This is a genomic window from Petropleomorpha daqingensis, assembly GCF_013408985.1.
GTDB lineage: Bacteria > Actinomycetota > Actinomycetes > Mycobacteriales > Geodermatophilaceae > Petropleomorpha > Petropleomorpha daqingensis.
On sequence record NZ_JACBZT010000001.1, the window covers coordinates 1,763,748 to 1,784,017 of the forward strand.

At 73.5% G+C, this 20,270-nt stretch carries 23 protein-coding genes; 15 read left to right on the forward strand and 8 right to left on the reverse strand.

Annotation, left to right across the window (positions count from 1 at the left end; all coding sequences use genetic code 11):
• Nucleotides 1-74 precede the first annotated feature (74 nt).
• The 11 genes from GGQ55_RS08755 (at nucleotide 75) to GGQ55_RS08805 (ending at nucleotide 9,304) form a co-directional block, all read left to right on the forward strand.
• Nucleotides 75-668, forward strand: a complete 594-nt coding sequence (locus GGQ55_RS08755; RefSeq protein WP_179716105.1) for a TetR/AcrR family transcriptional regulator — start codon at nucleotides 75-77, stop codon at nucleotides 666-668.
• Nucleotides 665-1,126, forward strand: coding sequence for a GNAT family N-acetyltransferase (locus tag GGQ55_RS26845; RefSeq protein WP_179716106.1), 462 nt, complete (start codon nucleotides 665-667; stop codon nucleotides 1,124-1,126). Before GGQ55_RS08755 ends, GGQ55_RS26845 begins: the two co-directional genes overlap by 4 nt.
• Before the next feature lie 11 nt (nucleotides 1,127-1,137).
• Nucleotides 1,138-1,740, forward strand: coding sequence for a TMEM175 family protein (locus GGQ55_RS08765; protein ID WP_179716107.1), 603 nt, complete (start codon nucleotides 1,138-1,140; stop codon nucleotides 1,738-1,740).
• Nucleotides 1,741-1,781: 41 nt separating this feature from the next.
• Entirely contained in the window at nucleotides 1,782-2,177 is a 396-nt protein-coding gene (locus GGQ55_RS08770; RefSeq protein WP_179716108.1) for a DUF3224 domain-containing protein, read from the forward strand.
• 20 nt (nucleotides 2,178-2,197) lie between these two features.
• Entirely contained in the window at nucleotides 2,198-3,139 is a 942-nt protein-coding gene (locus GGQ55_RS08775) for an aldose 1-epimerase family protein (RefSeq protein WP_366489012.1), read from the forward strand.
• 1 nt (nucleotide 3,140) lies between these two features.
• On the forward strand, nucleotides 3,141-3,851 hold the full coding sequence (locus GGQ55_RS28270) for an MOSC domain-containing protein (RefSeq protein ID WP_179716109.1): 711 nt from the start codon (nucleotides 3,141-3,143) through the stop codon (nucleotides 3,849-3,851).
• Complete coding sequence (locus tag GGQ55_RS08785; RefSeq protein ID WP_179716110.1) at nucleotides 3,851-4,072, forward strand: RNA-binding S4 domain-containing protein; 222 nt, start codon at nucleotides 3,851-3,853, stop codon at nucleotides 4,070-4,072. Before GGQ55_RS28270 ends, GGQ55_RS08785 begins: the two co-directional genes overlap by 1 nt.
• Before the next feature lie 69 nt (nucleotides 4,073-4,141).
• Nucleotides 4,142-5,803, forward strand: a complete 1,662-nt coding sequence (locus tag GGQ55_RS08790) for a class I adenylate-forming enzyme family protein (protein WP_179716111.1) — start codon at nucleotides 4,142-4,144, stop codon at nucleotides 5,801-5,803.
• A 164-nt stretch (nucleotides 5,804-5,967) separates the two neighbouring features.
• The gene (locus GGQ55_RS08795; RefSeq protein ID WP_366489013.1) at nucleotides 5,968-7,362 is read left to right on the forward strand and encodes an RNB domain-containing ribonuclease; all 1,395 of its coding nucleotides are present in this window, start codon (nucleotides 5,968-5,970) and stop codon (nucleotides 7,360-7,362) included.
• On the forward strand, nucleotides 7,359-8,546 hold the full coding sequence (locus tag GGQ55_RS08800) for a pyridoxal phosphate-dependent aminotransferase (protein WP_179716113.1): 1,188 nt from the start codon (nucleotides 7,359-7,361) through the stop codon (nucleotides 8,544-8,546). Before GGQ55_RS08795 ends, GGQ55_RS08800 begins: the two co-directional genes overlap by 4 nt.
• Nucleotides 8,543-9,304, forward strand: coding sequence for a nitrilase-related carbon-nitrogen hydrolase (locus tag GGQ55_RS08805; protein ID WP_179716114.1), 762 nt, complete (start codon nucleotides 8,543-8,545; stop codon nucleotides 9,302-9,304). Before GGQ55_RS08800 ends, GGQ55_RS08805 begins: the two co-directional genes overlap by 4 nt.
• A gap of 41 nt (nucleotides 9,305-9,345) precedes the next feature.
• Here the strand turns inward: GGQ55_RS08805 and GGQ55_RS08810 are convergent, their stop codons facing one another.
• Together GGQ55_RS08810 and GGQ55_RS08815 are read right to left on the reverse strand one after the other, a co-directional pair.
• Nucleotides 9,346-10,950, reverse strand: a complete 1,605-nt coding sequence (locus GGQ55_RS08810) for a Na+/H+ antiporter (RefSeq protein ID WP_179716115.1) — start codon at nucleotides 10,948-10,950, stop codon at nucleotides 9,346-9,348.
• A 55-nt stretch (nucleotides 10,951-11,005) separates the two neighbouring features.
• A complete protein-coding gene (locus tag GGQ55_RS08815; RefSeq protein WP_179716116.1) occupies nucleotides 11,006-11,371 on the reverse strand; it encodes a DsrE family protein in 366 nt (121 codons plus the stop codon).
• Between the two features lie 79 nt (nucleotides 11,372-11,450).
• On the opposite strand from GGQ55_RS08815, the gene GGQ55_RS08820 reads away from it, so the two are divergent.
• On the forward strand, nucleotides 11,451-12,098 hold the full coding sequence (locus GGQ55_RS08820) for a TetR/AcrR family transcriptional regulator (RefSeq protein ID WP_218859218.1): 648 nt from the start codon (nucleotides 11,451-11,453) through the stop codon (nucleotides 12,096-12,098).
• Here the strand turns inward: GGQ55_RS08820 and GGQ55_RS08825 are convergent.
• The 3 genes from GGQ55_RS08825 to GGQ55_RS08835 all read right to left on the reverse strand — a co-directional run bounded on the left by GGQ55_RS08825 (nucleotide 12,088) and on the right by GGQ55_RS08835 (nucleotide 14,562).
• Nucleotides 12,088-12,312 carry a hypothetical protein gene (locus tag GGQ55_RS08825; RefSeq protein ID WP_179716117.1) on the reverse strand — a complete coding sequence of 75 codons (225 nt, stop codon included), beginning with the start codon at nucleotides 12,310-12,312 and terminating at the stop codon, nucleotides 12,088-12,090. The two genes, GGQ55_RS08820 and GGQ55_RS08825, sit on opposite strands and share 11 nt — an antisense overlap.
• Before the next feature lie 219 nt (nucleotides 12,313-12,531).
• Complete coding sequence (locus GGQ55_RS08830; protein WP_179716118.1) at nucleotides 12,532-13,749, reverse strand: acyl-CoA dehydrogenase family protein; 1,218 nt, start codon at nucleotides 13,747-13,749, stop codon at nucleotides 12,532-12,534.
• Between the two features lie 9 nt (nucleotides 13,750-13,758).
• Nucleotides 13,759-14,562 (reverse strand): PRC and DUF2382 domain-containing protein, encoded by an 804-nt coding sequence (locus GGQ55_RS08835; protein WP_179716119.1) that lies wholly within the window; start codon nucleotides 14,560-14,562, stop codon nucleotides 13,759-13,761.
• 125 nt (nucleotides 14,563-14,687) lie between these two features.
• Here GGQ55_RS08835 and GGQ55_RS08840 point away from each other — a divergent pair, with 125 nt between their 5' ends.
• Together GGQ55_RS08840 and GGQ55_RS08845 are read left to right on the forward strand one after the other, a co-directional pair.
• Complete coding sequence (locus GGQ55_RS08840) at nucleotides 14,688-16,217, forward strand: CYTH and CHAD domain-containing protein (RefSeq protein WP_179716120.1); 1,530 nt, start codon at nucleotides 14,688-14,690, stop codon at nucleotides 16,215-16,217.
• Between the two features lie 94 nt (nucleotides 16,218-16,311).
• Entirely contained in the window at nucleotides 16,312-17,433 is a 1,122-nt protein-coding gene (locus GGQ55_RS08845; RefSeq protein WP_366489014.1) for a metallophosphoesterase, read from the forward strand.
• Here the strand turns inward: GGQ55_RS08845 and GGQ55_RS08850 are convergent.
• The 3 genes from GGQ55_RS08850 to GGQ55_RS08860 are packed head-to-tail and all read right to left on the reverse strand — an operon-like array spanning nucleotide 17,430 to nucleotide 19,372.
• Entirely contained in the window at nucleotides 17,430-18,011 is a 582-nt protein-coding gene (locus GGQ55_RS08850; RefSeq protein ID WP_179716121.1) for a TetR/AcrR family transcriptional regulator, read from the reverse strand. The genes GGQ55_RS08845 and GGQ55_RS08850 overlap by 4 nt on opposite strands.
• Before the next feature lie 52 nt (nucleotides 18,012-18,063).
• Entirely contained in the window at nucleotides 18,064-18,327 is a 264-nt protein-coding gene (locus GGQ55_RS08855; RefSeq protein ID WP_179716122.1) for a type B 50S ribosomal protein L31, read from the reverse strand.
• Between the two features lie 16 nt (nucleotides 18,328-18,343).
• A complete protein-coding gene (locus tag GGQ55_RS08860) occupies nucleotides 18,344-19,372 on the reverse strand; it encodes an ATP-dependent 6-phosphofructokinase (RefSeq protein WP_179716123.1) in 1,029 nt (342 codons plus the stop codon).
• 149 nt (nucleotides 19,373-19,521) lie between these two features.
• On the opposite strand from GGQ55_RS08860, the gene GGQ55_RS28275 reads away from it, so the two are divergent.
• A complete protein-coding gene (locus tag GGQ55_RS28275) occupies nucleotides 19,522-20,262 on the forward strand; it encodes a GntR family transcriptional regulator (RefSeq protein ID WP_179716124.1) in 741 nt (246 codons plus the stop codon).
• Nucleotides 20,263-20,270 lie beyond the last annotated feature (8 nt).

Genomic DNA, 20,270 nt, shown 5'->3' on the forward strand with positions numbered 1-20,270 from the left:
CCGAAAACAGTACTGAGGACGATACCGCAGTACTGTCTTTAGTCCAGCCGTCATGCTGGTGTCGAGGAGGTGCCATGACCACGACCGTCGTGCCGTCCGACGAGGCCGGCATGACCCGCCGCCAGGCGCAGCTGCTCGACCAGCTCGAGGCGCTGTTCCTCGCCGAGGGTTTCGCCCGGTTCACCCTCGAGGACATCGCCCTCCGCCTGCACTGCTCGAAGAGCACCCTCTACACGCTGGCCGGCAGCAAGGAGCAGCTCGCGCTGCGGGTGGTCCGGCACTTCTTCCGGCAGGCCACCGAGGCGGTCGAGGCGGAGACCGCGCGGGAGACCGACCCGGCGCTGCGGGTGACCGCCTACCTCGCAGCGGTCGCCCGCGCGCTCGTCCCGGCGACCCCGGCGTTCCACCGTGACCTCGACGCATTCCCGCCCGGCCGCGCGGTCTACGAGCAGAACACCGCCGCGGCCGCCGATCGGGTCCGCCAGCTGATCGACGAGGGCGTCGCCGCCGGTCACTTCCGCGCGGTGCACCCGGCGCTCATCGCCGACACGGTGACCACGCTGATGTTCCGCATCGGTCGCGGCGAGACCGCCCGTGCGACCGGCCTGGACGACGCCGCGGCCTACCGCGAGCTCGCCGCGCTCCTGCTGCACGGGATCAGCCTGTGACGCCGGAGGCCGTGGCCTGGGACGACGCCGACGTCCAGCGGCTCACCACCGACCAGCAGGCCGAGGTCCGGGCGCGCTACGACGGCAAGAACGAGCCGGGCACGCCGCCGTCCGCCTCCGACGTGAGCGTCGTCCTGCTGGTCCGGGACGAGGACGGGACGGCGCTCGGCTGCGGCGCCCTGCGCGCGCTCGGGGACGGCGTCGCCGAGGTCAAGCGGATGTACGTCGTCCCCTCCGCGCGCGGCCGGGGCGTCTCCAAGGCGGTGCTGCGCGGCCTGGAGGACGCCGCCCGCCGCAACGGGTGGACGACGCTGCGCCTGGAGACCGGGCCGCGCCAGCCCGAGGCGATCGGCCTCTACACCCGCGCCGGCTACCGGCCGATCGAGGCGTTCGGCGCCTACCGCGGCGACCCGGCGGCCACCGATTCGCTGTTCTTCGAGCGGGTCCTCGACCAGTAGCGTCGGCGCGCATGTCGACCGGTCGGTTGGAGGCGTTCAGCGACGCCGTCATCGCCATCGCGATCACCGTGATGGTCCTCGAGCTGCCCAGACCGGAGGGCGTGACCTGGTCGGCGCTGCACGACGACCTGCCGGTGCTGCTCGCCTACGTGCTCAGCTTCGCCTACCTGGGCATCTACTGGAACAACCACCACCACATGCTCCAGGCGACCGACCGGGTGACCGGCGGCATCCTCTGGGCCAACCTGCACCTGCTGTTCTGGCTGTCGCTGATCCCGTTCACCACGTCCTGGCTGGGGGAGAACCACCTGGCCGCGGTGCCGGCGGCCGCGTACGGGATCGTCCTGCTGGCCGCCGCGCTGGCGTACTACCTGCTGCAGACGCTCATCGTCCGCGACCAGGGGGAGGGGTCCCTCGTCCGGACGGCGGTCGGCCGGGACCTGAAGGGCAAGCTCTCGCCGGTCCTGTACCTGGTGGGCATCGGGCTCTCGTACGTCTCGGCCACGCTGGGCGTCCTCGTGTACGCTGCCGCGGCCCTGATCTGGCTCGTGCCCGACCGGCGGATCGAGCGCACCGTGCAGCACCGGGCGGACGGCGACCGAGCCGTGTCGTAGGGATCGGGCAGACTGCGCGTCCCGAGACGCAGGAGGTCGGCATGCCGCAGGTGGAGGTCCCGTTCGAGGTCACCGGCTGGGAGCCGGCGCCGCTGGAGCTCGGCGAGCCGGGGGCCGTGACCTTCGGCCGGGTCGGGCTGCGCAAGACGTTCTCCGGACCCCTGACCGGCACCAGCGTGGTGTCCATGACCAGCGCAGCCGTCGGGGAGGCACCGGTCGGGTACGTCGCCGTCGAGCTGGTCACCGGCACGCTCGAGGGCCGCACCGGTTCGTTCGTCCTCCAGCACACCGGCGTCGTCGACGACGGCGCCCCGCCGCCGAGCGGCGTCGTCCTGCCCGGCACGGGGACCGGTGAGCTCGAAGGCCTCCGCGGCACGATGACCATCGCGCACGGCGAGTCGGGGGCGGTGCTGACCCTCGACTACGACCTGCCCTGATCTGTGGTGAGGTGAGCCCCGTGTCGATCTCCCCTCGGACCTCCCCCGAGTGGCCGGTCACCGAGCCGGCCGAGGCCCGCATGCTCTGCGGCGACGACGTGCGCCTCGACGTCGACCTGCGCGGCGGCGGCCTGCGCCGGCTCGTCGTCGGCGGCTGGCACGTGCTCGACGGCTACCCGTCCGGCACGATCCCGCACGGCCGCCGCGGCCACCTGCTGCTGCCCTGGCCCAACCGGCTGCGCGACGGCCGGTGGGAGTGGGACGGCGAGCAGCACCAGCTGGAGATCTCCTCGCCCGAGCGGCCGGTGGCCATCCACGGCCTGGTGTCGTGGCAGCCGTGGACGATCCTCGAGCGCACCGAGGGGGTGCTGTCGGTGGGCACGGTCGTCGAGCCGCGCCCGGGCTACCCGTTCCGCCTGGTCGCCGCGCTCGACTACGCCCTGTCGGCCGACCGGCTCGACGTCACGCTGCGGGTGGGCAACGCCGGGCACTCGCCCGCGCCGTTCGGCGCCGGCATGCACCCGTACCTGTCCGTCGGCGCCACCGAGGACGGCGGTCTGGCCGAGGCAGAGCTGACCCTGCCCGCCCGCACGCTGATGGTCGTGGGCGAGGACGGTCTGCCCACCGGCGAGACGCGGGACTTCGACGGCGCCGTCGGCCGGATCGGCGAGCGCCGCTTCGACGACCCGCTCACCGACCTGGTCCGGGACGACGACGGCTGGGCGCACGTCGAGCTGCGCGGCTCCGCCGGAGCGCTGCGGCTCTCGGTCGACCGGAACTGGCCGTGGCTGCAGGCCTACAGCGGCGACACGCTGCCCGCCGGCGAGCGCCGTCGCAGCCTCGCGGTCGAGCCGATGACCTGCCCGCCGAACGCCCTGGCCGACAAGGTGGACCTCGTCGTCCTCGAGCCCGGCCGGCAGTGGCAGGGCAGCTGGTCGCTGGCCTGGACGCCGGCCGGCTGACGTGCGCGTCACCGAGCTCTGGCGCTACCCGGTCAAATCCCTGCAGGGGGAACGGCTCCGGACGGCGGAGCTCGGGCCGCTCGGCGTCGCCGGCGACCGGCAGTGGGCGCTGTTCGACCTCGAGACCGGCTTCGGCCTGACCGCCCGCCGGGTGCCCGACCTGCTGTTCGCCGCGGCGCGCATCCGGGACGGCGCGGTCGAGGTCGTCCTGCCCGACGGCACGGCCACCACCGACGACGCCGTCCTGTCGGACTGGGCGGGCCGGCGGATCGCGCTGCGCCCGGCCACCGACGCCGCGCCGCGGTACGAGAACCTCGACGACGCCTTCGACGAGTCGAGCCCGTGGCACGCCTGGGAGGGCGCGAGCGGGGCGTTGCACGACAACCCCGACTTCCGGGTGACGCTGGTGTCCACCGGCACGCTGGGCACGTGGGACCGCCGGCGGTTCCGGGCCAACGTCGTCCTGGACGGCGAGGGGGAGGACGCGCTGGCGGGTACCCGGCAGCAGCTGGGCACCGCGGTCCTCGACCTGGTCGAACCGGTGCCGCGCTGCGTGATGGTCACCCGCCCGCAGCCCGGCGGGATCGGCCGCGACAACGGCGTCCTGAAGACCATCCACCGCGAGCGGGACGGCCTGCTCGCCGTCGGCGCCGGCGTGCTGCGGCCGGGCACGGTGGCGGTCGGCGACGAGCTGCAGCCGGTGGTGGACTGATGCGCACGGTCTCGCTGCGCCCGGGGGAGGAGAGCATCCGGCTCGGGCAGCTGCTCAAGCTGGTCGACGCCGTCCCGACCGGTGCCCAGGTCAAGGACGTGCTGCTGACAGGCGCCGTGCGGGTGAACGGCGAGCCCGAGGAGCGCCGCGGGCGGCAGCTGCGCGGCGGCGACGTGGTGTCGATCGAGGGGATGGAGGACGTCCGGATCGACCTCGGCTGACCGGTGGACGGCGCCGGGGTCTGGCGCTTGTATGAGGAGATTCCGACGCCGCTGTCGAGGGGGATCTCCATGACCACGTACGACGACCGACCCTGGCTGGCCCTCTACACCTCCGACCAGACCCCTGACGTCGCCGTGGAGTTCGACGACGCCCTCGCGATGGTCCGCGCCACGTTCGCCGCCCGGCCGGACGACGCGGCGATCAAGTACTTCGACGGCGTCCTCACGTGGCGCCAGCTCGACGAGCAGTCCACCGCGCTGGCCGCGGGGCTGCGGGAGCACGGGTTCGAGCGCGGTGACCGCTTGGCGGTCTACCTGCAGAACGTCCCGCAGTTCGTGATCGCCATGGTCGCCACCTGGAAGGCCGGCGGGATCATGGTCTCGATCAACCCGATGAACCGGGAGCGGGAACTCGCCTACCAGCTCGAGGACTCCGGCGCGAAGGTGCTGCTCTGCCTCGAGTCGCTGTACGACTCGGTCGCGCGCAAGGTCGTCCCCGACACCGACGTCACCCTGGTGCTGACCACCTCGGAGCTCGAGTACCAGAACCGGCACGACTCGCGGCTGTTCGGGTCGGTCTCCCGGCAGCGCTCCGACGGCACCACGGACCTGGTCGAGCTGATCGAGGCACACCTCGGCGAGTCGGTGCCCGACGTCTCCTACGGGGTGGACGACGTCGCGTTCCTGACCTACACGTCCGGGACGACGGGCGTGCCCAAGGGCGCGATGAACACCCACGGCAACGTCTGCTTCACCGCGCAGGTCTACCGGGACTACGCCGGCGTCGGCAGGGACGGCTCGGTGCTCGGCGTCGCACCGCTGTTCCACATCACCGGCCTGATCGGGCACATCGGCGTCTGCCTGCTGTCGGGCTCCTCGCTCGTGCTGGCCTACCGCTTCGAGCCGCAGGTCGTGCTCGACGCGATCCGCGAGCACCGGCCGACGTTCACCATCGGCGCGATCACCGTGTTCATCGCGCTGATGAACGCTCCGGGCTTCGCCCGGGAGGACTTCGAGTCGTTCGAGTGGATCTACTCGGGCGGCGCGGCGATCGCGCCGTCCGTCGCCGAGGCGTTCGAGAAGGCGACCGGCCTGCCCATCCACAACGCCTACGGCCTTACCGAGACGACCTCGCCGATGACGCTCACCCCCCGCGGCGTCGCCTCGCCGGTCGACCAGACCTCGGGCGCCTTCTCCGTCGGCTGCCCGGTCAACAACACCGTCGTCCGGATCCTCGGCGAGGACGGCGAGCCGGTGCCGCTGGGCGAGGTCGGCGAGATCTGCGCGAAGGGGCCGCAGGTCGTGCTCGGCTACTGGGGCAAGGAGAAGGAGACCGAGGAGGCGCTGCCGGGTCGCGAGCTGCGCTCCGGCGACGTCGGGTTCATGAGCCCCGAGGGCTGGATCTTCATCGTCGACCGCAAGAAGGACATGATCAACGCGGCCGGCTACAAGGTGTGGCCCCGGGAGGTGGAGGACGTCCTCTACGGGCACCCGGCGGTGCGCGAGGCCGCGGTCGTGGGCGTTCCCGACGAGTACCGCGGGGAGACGGTGAAGGCGTTCGTGTCGCTCAAGCCGGGAAGCCAGGCCACGCCCGAGGAGCTCATCGCGTTCTGCAAGGAGCGGATGGCGGCCTACAAGTACCCGCGCTCGATCGAGCTGGTCGGCGAGCTGCCGAAGACGGTGACGGGCAAGATCCTGCGGAGGGAGCTGCGCGAGCCCGCCGGCAGCTGAGGTTCCACGTGGAACGGCAGCCGGTGATCAGGTTCCCTGATCACCGGCTGTCCTACCTCACCAGCATTGGTGCGGGAGGACAGCGTTTGATCAGGTGACCTGATCCACGCCAGGACGACAGGAGGACGACACCGATGGAGCGTCCTCCGCGGCATCCGTTGCGCGTGCCGAGCTGGCCGCGGCCGGCGCCGTCCCCACCGGACTTCGCGGCGATCCGGGCCGAGCTCGGCGTGCCGGAGGACTTCCCCGCGGATGCGCTGGCGGAGGCGGAGGCAGCCGCGGCGCGCCCGCCGCTGCCCGAGCTGGACGCCACCGACGTCGAGCTGGTCACCCTCGATCCGCCGGGCAGCCGCGACCTCGACCAGGCGGTGCACCTCGCCGAGCGCAACGGCGGCTTCCGGGTCACCTACGCGATCGCCGACGTCGGCGGCTTCGTGCGGCTCGGCGGGGCGCTGGACGCCGAGGCCCGCCGCCGCGGCCAGACCGTCTACAGCCCCGACCGGCGCGTGCCGCTGCACCCGACCGTGCTCAGCGAGGGCGCGGCCAGCCTGCTGCCCGGCCAGGTCACGCCCGCCGTCGTCTGGACCCTCGACCTGGACGGCGACGGCGAGCTGACCACCTCCGACGTCCGCCGGGCGCGGGTGCGCAGCCGCGCGCAGCTGGACTACCCGGGCGTGCAGGCGCAGGCCGACGCCGGCACGCTGCCCGGCGCCCTGGCCCTGCTGCCGCGGATCGGCCGGCTGCTGCTGGAACGGGCCGCCGACCGCGGCGCCATCGAGCTGGGCACCCCCGAGCAGGAGGTGCAGCCCACGCCGGACGGCGGCTGGACCCTTGTCTTCCGCGGCGACCTGCCCGTCGAGACGTGGAACGCGCAGATCTCGCTGCTCACCGGCCGGTGCGCGGCCGGGCTGATGCTCGACGGCGGGGTCGGCATCCTGCGCACGCTCCCGCCGGCCCGCCCCCAGGACGTCGAACGGCTGCGGCTGCTGGCGCCGGCGCTCGGCGTCGACTGGCCGGCCGGTGCGAGCCCCGGCTCGGTGATCAGCGGCCTGGACGCCGGCGACCCCCGGCACGCGGCGTTCCTCGAGGAGGCGGCGACGCTGCTGCGCGGCTCGGGCTACACCGCCTTCGACGGTGCGCCCCCCGCGCAGCCGCTGCACAGCGGGGTCGCCGCCCCGTACGCGCACGTCACCGCGCCGCTGCGCCGGCTGGTCGACCGGTTCGGCACCGAGGTCTGCCTGGCGCTGGCCACCGGCCGCGGTCCGGGCGACGAGCTGCGCGCGGCCCTGCCCCTGCTCCCCGAGCTCATGGCGACCTCCGACCGTCGCACGCACGAGGTGGAGCGCGCGGTCGTCGACGCCACGGAGGCGTGGCTCCTGCACGGCCGCGAGGGCGACCGCTTCCCGGCGGTCGCGCTCGACGAGGGCACCGTGGTCCTGGACGAGCTGGCCGTGCGCGCCCGCTGCGCCGGCCCCCTGACGCCGGGCACCCGGGTGGAGGTCCGGCTGGTCGAGGCCGACGTGGCGAGCCGTAGCGTGCGCTTCGAGGTGGTGACATGACCCGCGTGCCCTACCTGTCGGCCCGGCTGCAGGGCTTCGGGACGACGATCTTCGCCGAGATGAGCGCCCTGGCCGTGGCCACCGGCGCGGTCAACCTCGGCCAGGGCTTCCCCGACTACCCCGGCCCCGACGAGGTGCTCGACGTCGCCCGCGCCGCGATCGGCACCGGGCACGACCAGTACCCGCCCGGCCCGGGCATCCCCGAGCTGCGGCTGGCGATCGCCGACCACGTGCAGCACTTCCGCGGCCTCGGCTACGACCCCGACACCGAGGTGCTGGTCACCGCCGGGGCCACCGAGGCGCTGGCCGCCGCGCTGATCGCGCTGCTCGAGCCCGGCGACGAGGTCGTGCTCTTCGAGCCGATGTACGACAGCTACGCCGCGGGCGTGGCCATGGCCGGCGGCGTGCTGCGGCCGGTGCCGCTGCGCCCACCGGCCGGGGACGACGGACCGTGGAGCTTCGACCCCGACGAGGTGCGGGCCGCCGTCACGCCGCGGACGAAGCTGCTGCTGCTCAACACCCCGCACAACCCCACCGGCAAGGTGTTCACCGCCGAGGAGCTGGGCCAGCTGGCCGCCCTGGCCATGGAGCACGAGCTGCTGGTGCTCACCGACGAGGTCTACGAGCACCTGGTCTTCTCCGGGGCCGAGCACCGCTCGATCGCCACCCTGCCGGGCATGCGCGAGCGCACGATCGTCGTCAGCAGCGCCGGCAAGACGTTCAACACCACCGGCTGGAAGATCGGCTGGATCTGCGCGCCGGCCGAGCTGGTGACCGCCGTCCGCACGGCCAAGCAGTTCCTCACCTACGTCAGCGGTGGGCCGTTCCAGCCCGCGATCGCCGCCGGGCTGCGGCTGCCCGACGAGTACTTCACCGGGATCGCCCGCGACCTCGAGTACCGGCGCGACGTCCTGGTCCAGGGCCTGCGCGAGGCGGGGCTGCCGGTGATCAGCCCGGAGGCCACGTACTTCGCGACGGTCGACGTCCGCCCCGTGCAGCCGGACGGCGACGGGCTGGCGTTCTGCCGCTCGCTGCCGGAGCGGGCCGGTGTCGTCGGCGTCCCGACTGTGGTGTTCTACGACCCGGCGCACGCGCACCTGGGCCGGCACCTGGTCCGGTTCGCGTTCTGCAAGCGCGACGAGGTGCTCGGCGTTGCGGTGAAGCGGTTGAGGGAGATGGCATGAGGATCGCGGCGGTGCAGCACGACATCGTGTGGGAGGACCGCGACGCCAACTTCGCGCGGCTCGCCCCGTGGATCGCCGGCGCGGCGGGCGCCGGTGCCGAGCTTGTGCTGCTCACCGAGACGTTCTCGACGGGCTTCTCGATGACGCCGGGCATCGGCGAGCCCGAGGGCGGCCCGTCCGCGCAGTTCCTGCAGGCGCAGGCCGCCGAGCACGGCGTCTGGGTGGGCGGCACCTGTCCCGAGATCGCCGCGGACGGCGAGCTGCCCTACAACTCCTTCGTCCTGGCCGGGCCGGACGGGACGACGCACCGCTACCGCAAGCTGCACCCGTTCACCCACGCCGGCGAGCACGAGCGGTTCCGGGCGGGGGAGAAGCCGACCAGCGTGGAGATCGGGGGCCTGCGGATCACGCCGTTCATCTGCTACGACCTGCGCTTCGCGAACGTGTTCTGGGACGCCGCGCCGGCCACCGACGTCTACCTGGTGCCGGCGAACTGGCCCAGCCCGCGCCGGCACCACTGGCAGACGCTGCTGCAGGCCCGCGCGATCGAGAACCAGGCGTACGTGGTCGGCGTGAACCGGGTCGGCGCCGACGGCAACGGTCTCGAGCACCTCGGCGACAGCCGGATCGTCAGCCCGATGGGCGAGCTGCTGGCCACGGCGGCCGGCGTCGAGACGATGCTGCTCGCGGACGTCGACGCGGCTGAGGTCGCCGCGACCCGCGAGAAGTTCGCCTTCATGCCCGACCGCAGGCCCTAGCGGAGTGCCACGGCGCGGAAAGCGCGCCCGTGGCACTCCGCTCAGTCGTCGTCGACGGGGCCGGAGAGGCGGACCTCCTCGGCGTCCAGCTGGTTCTGCATGCGCACCAGCACCAGGTCGTCGATGCGGCGGTCGTGGCGCAGTTGGGCGAGCGCCCGGCGCTTGTCCGCGAGCAGCGCCACCCGCAGCCGGCGTGCGGCCTTGAGCGCGGCCAGGGAATCGCGGTCGCGATCCTCGGCCTCGCCGTCCAGCACCGCGTACTTCAGCTCCAGCTCGCGCAGGTGCTCCTCGTAGTCGGCGTGCACCTGCTTCCAGACGTCGTCGGGCACGCCGAGCTCGGCGGCGCGGTCCTCCATCGCATCCATGGCCGCCCGGGTCGCCTCGCGCTGGGCCAGCCGCTGCTCCTCGGTCTCGCGGCTGTCCTCCGGCAGGTGCGCCCAGCGGACGACGGCCGGCAGCGTGAGGCCCTGCACGACCAGCGTGAACACGATGACGCCGAAGGTCACCAGCAGCACGAGGTCGCGGCCCTCCAGCGGCCCGCCGCCGTCCATGGTGGCGGGGATGGCGAGCGCCGCGGCCAGCGAGACCGCGCCGCGGAAGCCCGCCCACGCCAGCGGCTGGCGCTGGCGAAAGCCCACCCGGCGCAGGCGCTGCGCCGGTCGGCGGTCGATCGCCCGGATCAGGTACGGCGTCGAGTTCGACCACACCAGCCGGGTGCCGACGACGACGAGCGAGACCAGCAGCGCGATCGCCGAGCCCGCCAGCAGCTCCGACGCGCTGCGGCCGGCCACCACGGCGTGCAGCTCCAGGCCGATGAGCACGAACAGCGCCCCGTTGAGCACGTAGCTGGTCAGGGTCCAGAAGGCGCGGGACTGGACGCGCGTGCGGGCCGGGATCAGCGTCGGCGGGATCTGGGTGAGCGCCAGCCCGGCCGTGACGACGGCGACCACCCCGGAGGCGCCCAGCAGCTCGGCGGGGAGGTAGGCGACGAACGGGGTGAGCAGCCCGACCAGGTTCTCCAGCCGGACGTCGTGCAGCCGCCGGCGCACGAGCACGGCCAGGCTGGCGACGGCCAGGCCCGCGGCGATGCCCCCGACGTAGGACCACGCCAGCCGCCACGCGATCCCGCCCGCGCCGATCTCCAGGGTGCCGACGGCGATCCCCACCGCGACGCCGTAGACGGCCAGCGCGGTGCCGTCGTTGATCAGGCTCTCCGCGCGCAGCAGCGTGGCCTGGCGCCGGGGCAGCCGGCCGGCGACGGCGGCGACCGCGGTCGCGTCGGTGGGCGCGAGGACGGCGCCCAGCACCCAGGCCATCGGCCAGGACAGGCCCAGCGCGTGCCCGACCAGCGCGACGGTCGTCGCCGTGACCAGCACGAGGACGACCGACGACAGGAAGATCACGCGGACGTTCGCCCGCGCTTCGCGCAGCGACGTGTTCAGCGACTCCCAGTACAGGAGGGCCGGCAGGAAGAGGAACAGCACCACCTCGGGCGGCATCTCGACGTCGCCGAGGCCCGGCACGAAGCCGACGGCGACGCCGAGCAGCAGCTGGACGAGGGGCGCCGGCAGCCTCAGCCACGGGGCCAGGACGCCGCCGAGCAGCACCAGCACCCCGATGACGACGACGATCTCCAGGCCTCGCACAGAACAATCCTGCCGCGCGGGGGGCCCGGAGCGGAGCCCCCTCCGGAACCTCGGCTCAGTAGGAGAACGTCACCGCGGGGTCGTCGCCGATCCACTGCCACATGGGCACGGTGCCGCCGAGCTCGGCGCCCTCGATGAGCATGCCCTTGTCGAGCTTCCTCGAGTCGAAGCAGATCGGGCAGACCAGGAACGTCCCGCCGGCCTTGCCGTACCGCTCGAGCAGGGAGGGCAGCGGCGGGCAGCCCTCGCACGCCGTGCCGGTCGCGACCCCTTCCGTGGCCAGCCGGACGGCCTCCTTGGTCAGGAACATCAGCGTCTGCCGTCCCTGCTCGGCGGCCCCGACCGCGACGAGGAACGCGATCATGACCTTCTCCGGGTCCTCCATGCCCGTGGTCAGGCTGATGACCGACTTGTTCGCCATGGCTCCACCTCCGGCTAGTTAGCACGACCGTTCGTGCTATGGCAGAGGAAAGTACGAACGGTCGTGCTAACTTGTCAAGGTGAGTGCCGCTCCCTCGGAGGACGTCCTCCTCGAGCCGCTGCCGCGGGCGCGCAAGACGCGCTCCGACGGCCAGCGCACGCGCGCGGCGATCCTGCGCGAGGCCGTCTCCCTCGCTACCGTCGACGGGCTGGAGGGGCTGTCCATCGGCAACCTCGCCGACGCCCTGAAGATGAGCAAGAGCGGCCTCTACGCCCACTTCGGCTCGAAGCAGGAACTGCAGCTGGCCACCGTCGACGAGGCGGGGCGCATCTTCCAGCTGGAGGTCATCGGCCCCGCCCTGGCCGCGCCCACGCCTGTGGCCCGGCTGGTCGCCGTCTGCGACGCCTTCTTCGACCACTTGGAGCGCCGCACGTTCCCCGGCGGCTGCTTCTTCGCGGGGGCGGCGCTGGAGATGGGCACCCGCCCCGGCCCGGTGAAGGACCGGGTGGCCGCCTTCCAGTCGCGGTTCCACCAGCTGCTGCAGCAGGTCGCGGCCGCGGCGGTGCAGCAGGGCGACCTGCCCGACGACGAGGACCCGGTGGCCCTCGCCTTCGAGCTGAACGGGATCATCCTGGCCGCCGACACCAACTTCGTGCTGCACGACGACCCGGGGGCCCTCGAGATCGCCCGGAAGGTGGTCCGCCGGAGGCTCGGCGTCAGCGCGTAGCCGCCTCCTGGTGGGTCGCGCCGTTGGACCGCTGCCGGGCGCTGGCCATCTCCGGCATGGGACCGCCGGCGGCGAGCCGGTAGGCCTCGGCCAGCTCCAGGAGGAGATGGGCCTTCTCCGGCGCCCGCAGGGCCGACTTCATGTTCGTCTCGGCCTGGTCCTTGATCGCCGTGAACAGGGCTTCCTGCGCTTCTCGCTTCGCCTCGTGTGCCAACGGACGCTCCCTCATCCTGGGTCGGCCCGGCGCCGATGTCCCCCCGAGGCTGACCGACCAGACCCTCGGGTTAGCCGAGGATCGCGAGCGCAAAACGCCGGTCCGTGCGGCAGGGTGCCGGACGGTGATCAGGTGACCTGATCAAACGCTGTCCGACCGCACCAACGCTGGTGCAGGAGGACAGCCGGTGATCAGGTCACCTGATCAACGCCTGCCCTGTCAGCGGGCGCGCAGCTCGCGCCGGGCGATGACCATCTCGTGCACCTCGTCCGGGCCGTCGGCGATCTGCAGCAGCCGCGCCTGCGCGTAGAGCGACGCCAGGGGGGTGTCCTGGCTGACCCCCATGCCGCCGTGCGCCTGGATCGCCCGGTCGACCACGTACTTGGTCACCTCGGGGGTGGCGACCTTGATCGCGGCGACCTCGGTGCGCGCGCCCTGGTTGCCGACGGTGTCGATCAGCCACGCCGTCTTGAGCACCAGCAGCCGGGCCTGCTCGATCCGGATGCGGGACTGGGCGATCCAGTGCTGGACGACGCCCTGCTCGGCGACCGGCTTGCCGAAGGCGACCCGCTGCTTGACCCGGTCGACCATGAGGTCCACCGCCCGCTCCGCCATGCCCAGCAGCCGCATGCAGTGGTGGATCCGGCCGGGCCCCAGCCGCGCCTGGGCGAGCGCGAAGCCGGAGCCGGGCTCGCCGAGCAGGTTGGACGCCGGCACCCGGACGTCGTCGTAGTGGATCACCGCGTGCCCGCCGTGCGCGGCGTCGGAGTAGCCGAACACGCTGGTCGAGCGCTCGATCGTGACGCCGGGGGTGTCCATCGGCACGAGGATCATCGACTGCCGGCGGTGCGGCTCGGCGTCCGGATCGGTGACGCCCATGACGATCGCGATCCGGCAGTTGGGGTTCATCGCACCCGAGGACCACCACTTGCGCCCCTGGATGACGTACTCGTCGCCGTCCCGGCGGATCTCGGTGCGGATGTTCGTGGCGTCGGACGATGCGACCGCGGGCTCGGTCATCGAGAAGACCGACCGGATCTCCCCGGCGAGCAGCGGTTCGAGCCACTCCGCGCGCTGCTGCTCGGTGCCGAACAGCGACAGCAGCTCCATGTTGCCGGTGTCCGGCGCCGCGGAGTTCACCGCCTCGGGGGCCAGCGCGGGGCTGCGCCCGGTGAGCTCGGCCAGCGGGGCGTACTGCAGGTTGGTCAGCCCGGCGCCGTAGCCGTGCCGCTCGTGGTGCTCCTTGGGCAGGAAGAGGTTCCACAGCCCCCGCGAGCGCGCCTCGGCCTGGAGCTCCTCGATGATCGGCGGGCGCGCCCAGCCCGACTCCTGCACCTGCTCGTCGAACGCCGCTTCCGCGGGGTAGATCCGCTCGTCCAGAAAGGCCTGGAGCTGCTCGGCGAGCTCGGTGGTCCGGGGATCAGGGGCGAAGTCCACCCCGGCACGCTAGCGAGCGGGGCCCTGCTGGTCGACGGCGATCTGCTCGCGCTGCACCTGGCGGGTCACCGTCTCCTGGCCCGCCACGACCTCGGTGCGCAGGCGCACCCGCTCGGTGGGCACGACCTCCACGCCCACCACCGGCCGCTCGGTGTGCAGCACGATCTCGTCGGGCAGCTCCCCACCGGCCCCGGTCGGGACCAGCGACTCCCCGGGCTCGTCGGGCGCGTCCAGCGGCACCTCCTCGACGCGGATCTCCTCGCGCCGGATCGGGACGGTGAGCTGCACCTCCTCGGTGACGACGTACTTCACGACCCGGACCCGGGTGGCGGCGACCTGCTCGGTGCCGACCCGCAGCTGCTCCTCGGAGCGGACCATCCCCCCGTCCGTGGCCTGGTCGGGGGCCGCGTGCCGGCCGCTGTGCTCCTCCTCGTCCGGCCCGGCGCCGGCGGGGGTGAGGCCCGTGGCGTCCGCCGTCCACGCCGGCTCGCCGGTGCCGGCCGGCTCGAGGCCGTAGTGACGGCGCAGCTGCGCCTCGTCGTCCGGGCCCAGGTGGCCGCCGTCGCCGACCTCGGGAGCCGATCGGACCGCGTCCTTGGTCACCGGCAGGACCAGCCGGCCCTCGGACAGCGAGGCGCTCTGCACGGGCACCAGCGACGTGCGGGTGCCGAACAGGCCCGTCGTCACGGCGACCCACGTGGGTGTGCCGGTGCGGTCGTCGGCGAAGAAGTGCTCGACGGTGCCGAGCTTGCCGCCCTCGGCGTCGTAGGCGGTGCCGCCGACTGCGGCGGACACCTCGCGCTCGGTCAACATGGGTGGGCTCCCCTCGACTGTGGTGCCGGGAGTGCCCCGTCGGGTCGACCGGCGAACATCGGAGGCGCATCCGCCCTGGTGGGGTGGCATCGTTCCGGTTGTCCCCCGCAGCGAGGAGGCGCGCCATGCCCGCGGTCCACGTGGAGGTCGAGCGCAAGTTCGACGTGCCCACGGATTTCGTCCTGCCCGACCTGGCCGGCGTGGACGGGGTGGCCGGCGTGGACGCCCCCGAGGAGCGGCAGCTGGAGGCGGTCTACCACGACACCCCCGATCTGCGGCTGGCCCGCGCCCGCGTGACGATGCGCCGGCGCACTGGCGGCCCGGACGCCGGCTGGCACGTCAAGCTGCCCGAGACGGCCGGCGCCCGCCGGGAGCTGCACTCCCCGCTGGGCCGGGCCGGGCGGACGCCGCCCAAGACCGTGCAGGAGCCGGTGACGGGGATCGTGCGCGGCGCGCCGGTCGGGCCGGTCGCCTCGCTGCAGACCCGCCGGCTGGTCACCCTGCTGCGTGCCGACGACGGCCGGGTGCTCGCCGAGGTCGCCGACGACACGGTCACCGGCACCGCGTTCGCCGCCACCCCGGACGAGCCGGCCACCGTGCAGGTGTGGCGCGAGCTCGAGGTGGAGCTGGTGGACGGCGACGAGGCGGTGCTGGCCGCGGTCGCCGAGCGCCTGGTGGCGGCCGGTGCCTCACCCTCGCCGTCGCCGTCCAAGCTCGCCCGCGTGCTGACCGACCGGCTGGCGGCGGTCGACGGCGGGCCGGCGCTGCCGAAACCGACGAAGAAGACCCCCGCGGGACAGGTGGTCCTGGCCGCGCTGGCCACCCAGGTGCAGGCGCTGCAGGACGCCGACCTGCTGGTCCGCACCGACCAGGCCGACGGCGTGCACGACCTGCGCGTCGCCTGCCGCCGGCTGCGCAGCATCCTCGCCGCCTACCGCCCGGTGGTCGACCGGGCACGCACCGACCCGCTGCGCGACGAGCTGAAGTGGGTCGGCACGGAGCTCTCGGGCGCCCGCGACGGGCAGGTCGCCCTCGCGCACCTGCGCGAGCTGGCCGCGGCCCAGCCGGACGAGCTGCTGGTCGGGCCGGTGATCGCCCGCCTGCAGCAGGCCGAGATCAAGGACGCCGAGGCCGGCCGGCGTGCGGCCGCCCGCACGCTCGCCGGCGCGCGGTACCGGCAGCTGCTCGACGACCTGCACGCGCTGCTCGACGACCCCCCGTACGGCGACCGCGCGGGGGACCCGGCCCGCCCCGTGCTCGCCGACGCCGTCCGGCGCGCCGGCAAGCGGCTGCGCAGGCGGATCGCGGCCGCGCAGGACGAGTCGGCGAGCGGCTCCCTGCACGAGGTGCGCAAGGCGGCCAAGCGGGTGCGCTACACCGCCGAGGTGGCCGCCCCCGTGCTCGGCAGCCGCGCCGACGCCCTGGTGGACCGCATGAAGACCGTGCAGGACCTGCTGGGAGAGCGGCAGGACACCGTCGTCACCCGCGACTGGTGCCGCCGGCTCGGCATGGCCGCCTCGGCCGCGGGCGAGAACGGCTGGACCTTCGGCCGGCTGCACGCGCTGGAGGAGGCGCGCGCCACCGCGGCGGAGGCGGGGTTCTGGGAGCTGGAACCGACGCTGTCCAAGGCCGTCCGCAAGGCCGGGAAGAAATGAGGAGCCGGCCCTGACCCTCGTCCGCCTGCTCGGGTTCGGCACCGTCGTCCTGCTCGCCGTCGTCCTGCTGCACACCTACCTGTGGTGGCGGCTGGTGCGCGGCACCACCCGGCCGGGCCGGGCCCGCCGGTGGCTGACGCTCACGACCGTCGTGCTGGCGGTCCTGCTGCCGCTGGCCGTGACGCTGGGCCGAGGCCTGCCGAACCCGGTCGCCGCGCCGCTGGACTGGATCGCCTACAGCTGGCTCGGGGTGGCGTTCTACGCCTTCCTGACCCTCGTGGTGCTGGAGCCCGTGCGGTGGGCGCTGCGGCGCTGGACCCGGCGGCCGCTCGCCGACGGGCCCGGCGCCGCCGTCGTCGAGGAGGCCGTGGTCGATCCGGCCCGCCGGCTCTTCCTCGGTCGGAGCCTGGCCGCGACGGCCGGCGTCGTCGCGCTCGCCACCGCCGGCACCGGTGCCTACCTGGCCAACTCACCGCCGCGGGTGCGGCGGGTGCCGATCACGCTGCCCCGGCTGGACCCGGCGCTGGACGGCCTGCGGATCGTCACCTTCTCCGACGCCCACCTGTCGGCCACCTACGGCGGACGGCGCTTCGAGCGGGTGGTCGAGCTGGTCAACCAGCAGCGGCCGGACGTCGTCGCGATCGTCGGCGACCTGGTCGACGGCGAGGTGGCCCAGCTGCGCGGTGAGGTGGCGCCGCTGGCCGACCTGGTGAGCGAGCAGGGCGTCTACTTCGTCACCGGCAACCACGAGTACTTCGTCGACACCCGCGCGTGGCTCCGGCACCTGCCGACCCTGGGCATCGACGTGCTGCACAACGAGCGGGTCGCGATCCGCCGGGGGAGCGCGTCGTTCGACCTGGCCGGCATCGACGACCGGACGGCGGCCTCCTCCGGGATCCCCGGGCAGGGCGCGGACCTCGACGCGGCGCTGGACGGCCGCGACGACAGCCGGCCGGTCGTGCTGCTGGCCCACCAGCCGGTGCAGGTGGAGCAGGCCGCAGCCGCCGGGGTGGACCTGCAGCTGTCCGGGCACACGCACGGCGGGCAGCTGTGGCCGTTCGACCACGTCGTCCGGCTCGACCAGCCGGCGGTCGAGGGCTGGTCGAGACAGGGGCCGACGCAGCTGTACGTCACGCCCGGGGTGGGGTTCTGGGGGCCGCCGATGCGAGTCGGCGCCACCCCCGAGGTCACCGTGATCGAGTTGAAGGCTCCTTAGAGTTCGCGGAGGGCGTTGAGCACGTCCTCGGCGACCTCCTCGAGGGACAGCGTCCCGCCCGCCTCGGCCCACCGCAGGATGATCTGGGTGTAGGCCGACAGGCTGGCGGTGACGACGACGTCCATCGCGACCGGCGAGCTACCCGGCTCCGCGTCGGCCTTGAGGGCGTCGGAGACCAGGCCGGCGGTGGCCCGCTCGAACGTGGCGGCCTGGTTGCGCAGGCCCGGGGTGGCCACGACGATCCGCCAGCGCTGCAGCAGCTGCTCGCGCTCCTCGGGGCCGTAGTGGTTGATCCAGGCCATGATCCCGCTGCGGATGCGCTCGGCCAGCGGCACGTCCGTCGGCTGCGCGGAGAGGATCGTGTCGATCTCCTCCTGCGCCGGCATCTGCATCACGATGTGCTCTTTGTTCTCGAAGTGCGCGTAGAACGTCGGCACCGAGACCTTGGCCTCGCGGGCGATGTCGCCGACGCTCACACGGTCGAACCCGCGCTCGGCGAACAGGCGCATGCCTGTGTCGTAGATGCGCTGGTGCGTCTCCTCGCGCTTCTGGGCGCGCCAGTCCGGCGTTCCGCTCACGCGCAGATCGTGCTCCGTCGCGCACGGTCCTGACCAGGCACCTCTCCACGCATCACTTCTTGCGGGGGCGCTCGTTGCCCCCGTACCGCTGCCGGAAGCGTTCCACGCGACCCGCGGTGTCCAGCACGCGCTGGTTGCCGGTCCAGAACGGGTGCGAGGCGGCGGAGATGTCGACGACCACCAGGGGGTAGGTACGCCCGTCGGTCCACTCGACCGTCTGGTCGCTGTTCATGGTCGACCGGGTCTTGTAGGTCGCTCCGCTCGCGGCGTCGCGGAAGACGACCTCGCGGTACTCGGGGTGGATGCCCTTGCGCATGCGCTCACGCTACGGCTCAGCCGGTGAACGCGCCGGTCTCGGCCATGCGCCGTGGCGGAACGGTCTTCAGCTTCGCCACGGCGCGGGCCAGCGGCACCAGCTCGATCTCCGTCCCGCGCAGCGCCACCATCTGCCCGTGGGCGCCCTCGTGCGCGGCGATCGTCGCGTGCAGACCGAACCGGGTGGCCAGCACGCGGTCGAACGACGTCGGCGTCCCGCCGCGCTGCACGTGGCCGAGCACGGTGGTGCGCACCTCCTTGCCGGTGCGCCGCTCCAGCTCCTCACCCAGCTGCTGGGCGACCCCGGTGAACCGGCGGTGGCCGAACTCGTCCAGCCCGCCGTCCCGCAGCGGCATGCTGCCCGGCCTGGGGTGGGCACCCTCGGCGACGACGCCGATCACGTGGGTGTCCCCGCGGTCGAAGCGGCCCTCGACGATCTTCGCCACCTCGGCGACGTCGAACGGCTCCTCGGGCACCAGGGTCAGGTGGGCGCCCGCGGCCAGGCCGGCGTGCAGCGCGATCCAGCCGGCGTGCCGGCCCATCACCTCGACCAGCAGCACCCGCTGGTGCGACTCGGCGGTCGTGTGCAGCCGGTCGATCATCTCGGTGGCGATGCTGACCGCGGTGTCGAAGCCGAAGGTCAGGTCGGTGCCGTCGATGTCGTTGTCGATGGTCTTGGGGACGCCGACCACCGGGACGCCGGCCTGCGAGAGCAGGTGCGCGGCGGTGAGCGTGCCCTCCCCGCCGATCGGGACGAGGACGTCGACCCCGTGCGCGGCGAGCACGCCCTTCATCTGCGCGATCCCGGCGTTGAGCGTCTCGGGTGCCACCCGCGCCGAACCGAGCGTCGTCCCGCCGCGGGTGAGCAGGCCGTCGACGGCCGCGACGTCCAGCGGCGTCGTCCGGTCCTCGAGCAGCCCGCGCCAGCCGTCGCGGAAGCCGAGCACCTCGCTGCCGTAGTGGGTGGTCGCCGCGCGCACGACCGAGCGGATGACGGCGTTGAGGCCGGGGCAGTCGCCGCCGCCGGTCAGGATCCCGAGTCGCACGGGGGTCCTCTCCTTGGGGAACCGTGGGCGAGACGACAGTACGTCATGACGTCTAGACGTCTCGACCTCTTCCGCGTTAAACTCCCGCGCTGCCGGACGTCCGAGACGACATGACGACCAGACGTCTTTCCTTCCAGTACCTTTGAACCGTGACGACCACGCCCGCGGGACCGAAGTACCTCTCGGTCCGGGAACACCTGCGGCGGCGCGTCTCGGCCCTGCCCGAGCACACCCTGCTGCCCCCCGAGCCGCAGCTGTGCGCCGAGTACGGGGTCAGCCGGATCACCCTGCGCCGCGCGGTCGACGGCCTGGTCGCCGACGGCCACCTGGTGCGCGAGCAGGGCCGCGGCACGTACGTCACCCGCCCGGCCATCCGGCACGAGTACCGCGAGAGCTTCGTGCACCGGATCGCCGGCTTCACCTCGGTCATGACCGAGCAGGGCGCCCAGGTCGGCACGACGGTGCTGACCCAGCGCGTCGTGCCGGCGCCGTCGTCCGTGGCCGGCGAGCTCGCCCTCGCGGTCGCCGACGACGTCGTCGAGCTGGTGCGGCTGCGCAGCGTCGACGGCGCGCCCAACCACGTCGCGCACAGCTTCCTGCCCGCCGCGGTCTACCCGAAGGCGGCCGAGGCCGACCTCTCCCAGGGCTCGCTGTACGAGTACCTGCGCCGCGAGTACGCCGCCGACCTGGCCCACGCCCGGATCGTGGTCGACGTCGGCATGGCCGCTCCCGACGAGGCCGAGCTGCTCGACGTGGTCGCCGGCTCCCCGCTCCTGGTGGTCCGCACGACCGTGCACGACAGCGGGGGCCACCCCCTGGTGCACAGCTTCTCCCGCCTGCGACCGGACGTGAGCCAGGTCGAGTTCGAGGTCTCCGTCGGCGGCAAGTGAAAGATGGC

Bases quoted from the DNA above. Each gene is read 5' to 3' on its own strand.
- GGQ55_RS08755 (WP_179716105.1), top strand. From the start codon at position 75: ATGACCACGACCGTCGTGCCGTCCGACGAGGCCGGCATGACCCGCCGC.
- GGQ55_RS08835 (WP_179716119.1), bottom strand. From the start codon at position 14,562: ATGTTGACCGAGCGCGAGGTGTCCGCCGCAGTCGGCGGCACCGCCTAC.
- GGQ55_RS08815 (WP_179716116.1), bottom strand. From the start codon at position 11,371: ATGGCGAACAAGTCGGTCATCAGCCTGACCACGGGCATGGAGGACCCG.
- GGQ55_RS08770 (WP_179716108.1), top strand. From the start codon at position 1,782: ATGCCGCAGGTGGAGGTCCCGTTCGAGGTCACCGGCTGGGAGCCGGCG.
- GGQ55_RS08790 (WP_179716111.1), top strand. From the start codon at position 4,142: ATGACCACGTACGACGACCGACCCTGGCTGGCCCTCTACACCTCCGAC.
- GGQ55_RS08805 (WP_179716114.1), top strand. From the start codon at position 8,543: ATGAGGATCGCGGCGGTGCAGCACGACATCGTGTGGGAGGACCGCGAC.
- GGQ55_RS08785 (WP_179716110.1), top strand. From the start codon at position 3,851: ATGCGCACGGTCTCGCTGCGCCCGGGGGAGGAGAGCATCCGGCTCGGG.
- GGQ55_RS08840 (WP_179716120.1), top strand. From the start codon at position 14,688: ATGCCCGCGGTCCACGTGGAGGTCGAGCGCAAGTTCGACGTGCCCACG.
- GGQ55_RS08800 (WP_179716113.1), top strand. From the start codon at position 7,359: ATGACCCGCGTGCCCTACCTGTCGGCCCGGCTGCAGGGCTTCGGGACG.
- GGQ55_RS08855 (WP_179716122.1), bottom strand. From the start codon at position 18,327: ATGCGCAAGGGCATCCACCCCGAGTACCGCGAGGTCGTCTTCCGCGAC.
- GGQ55_RS08765 (WP_179716107.1), top strand. From the start codon at position 1,138: ATGTCGACCGGTCGGTTGGAGGCGTTCAGCGACGCCGTCATCGCCATC.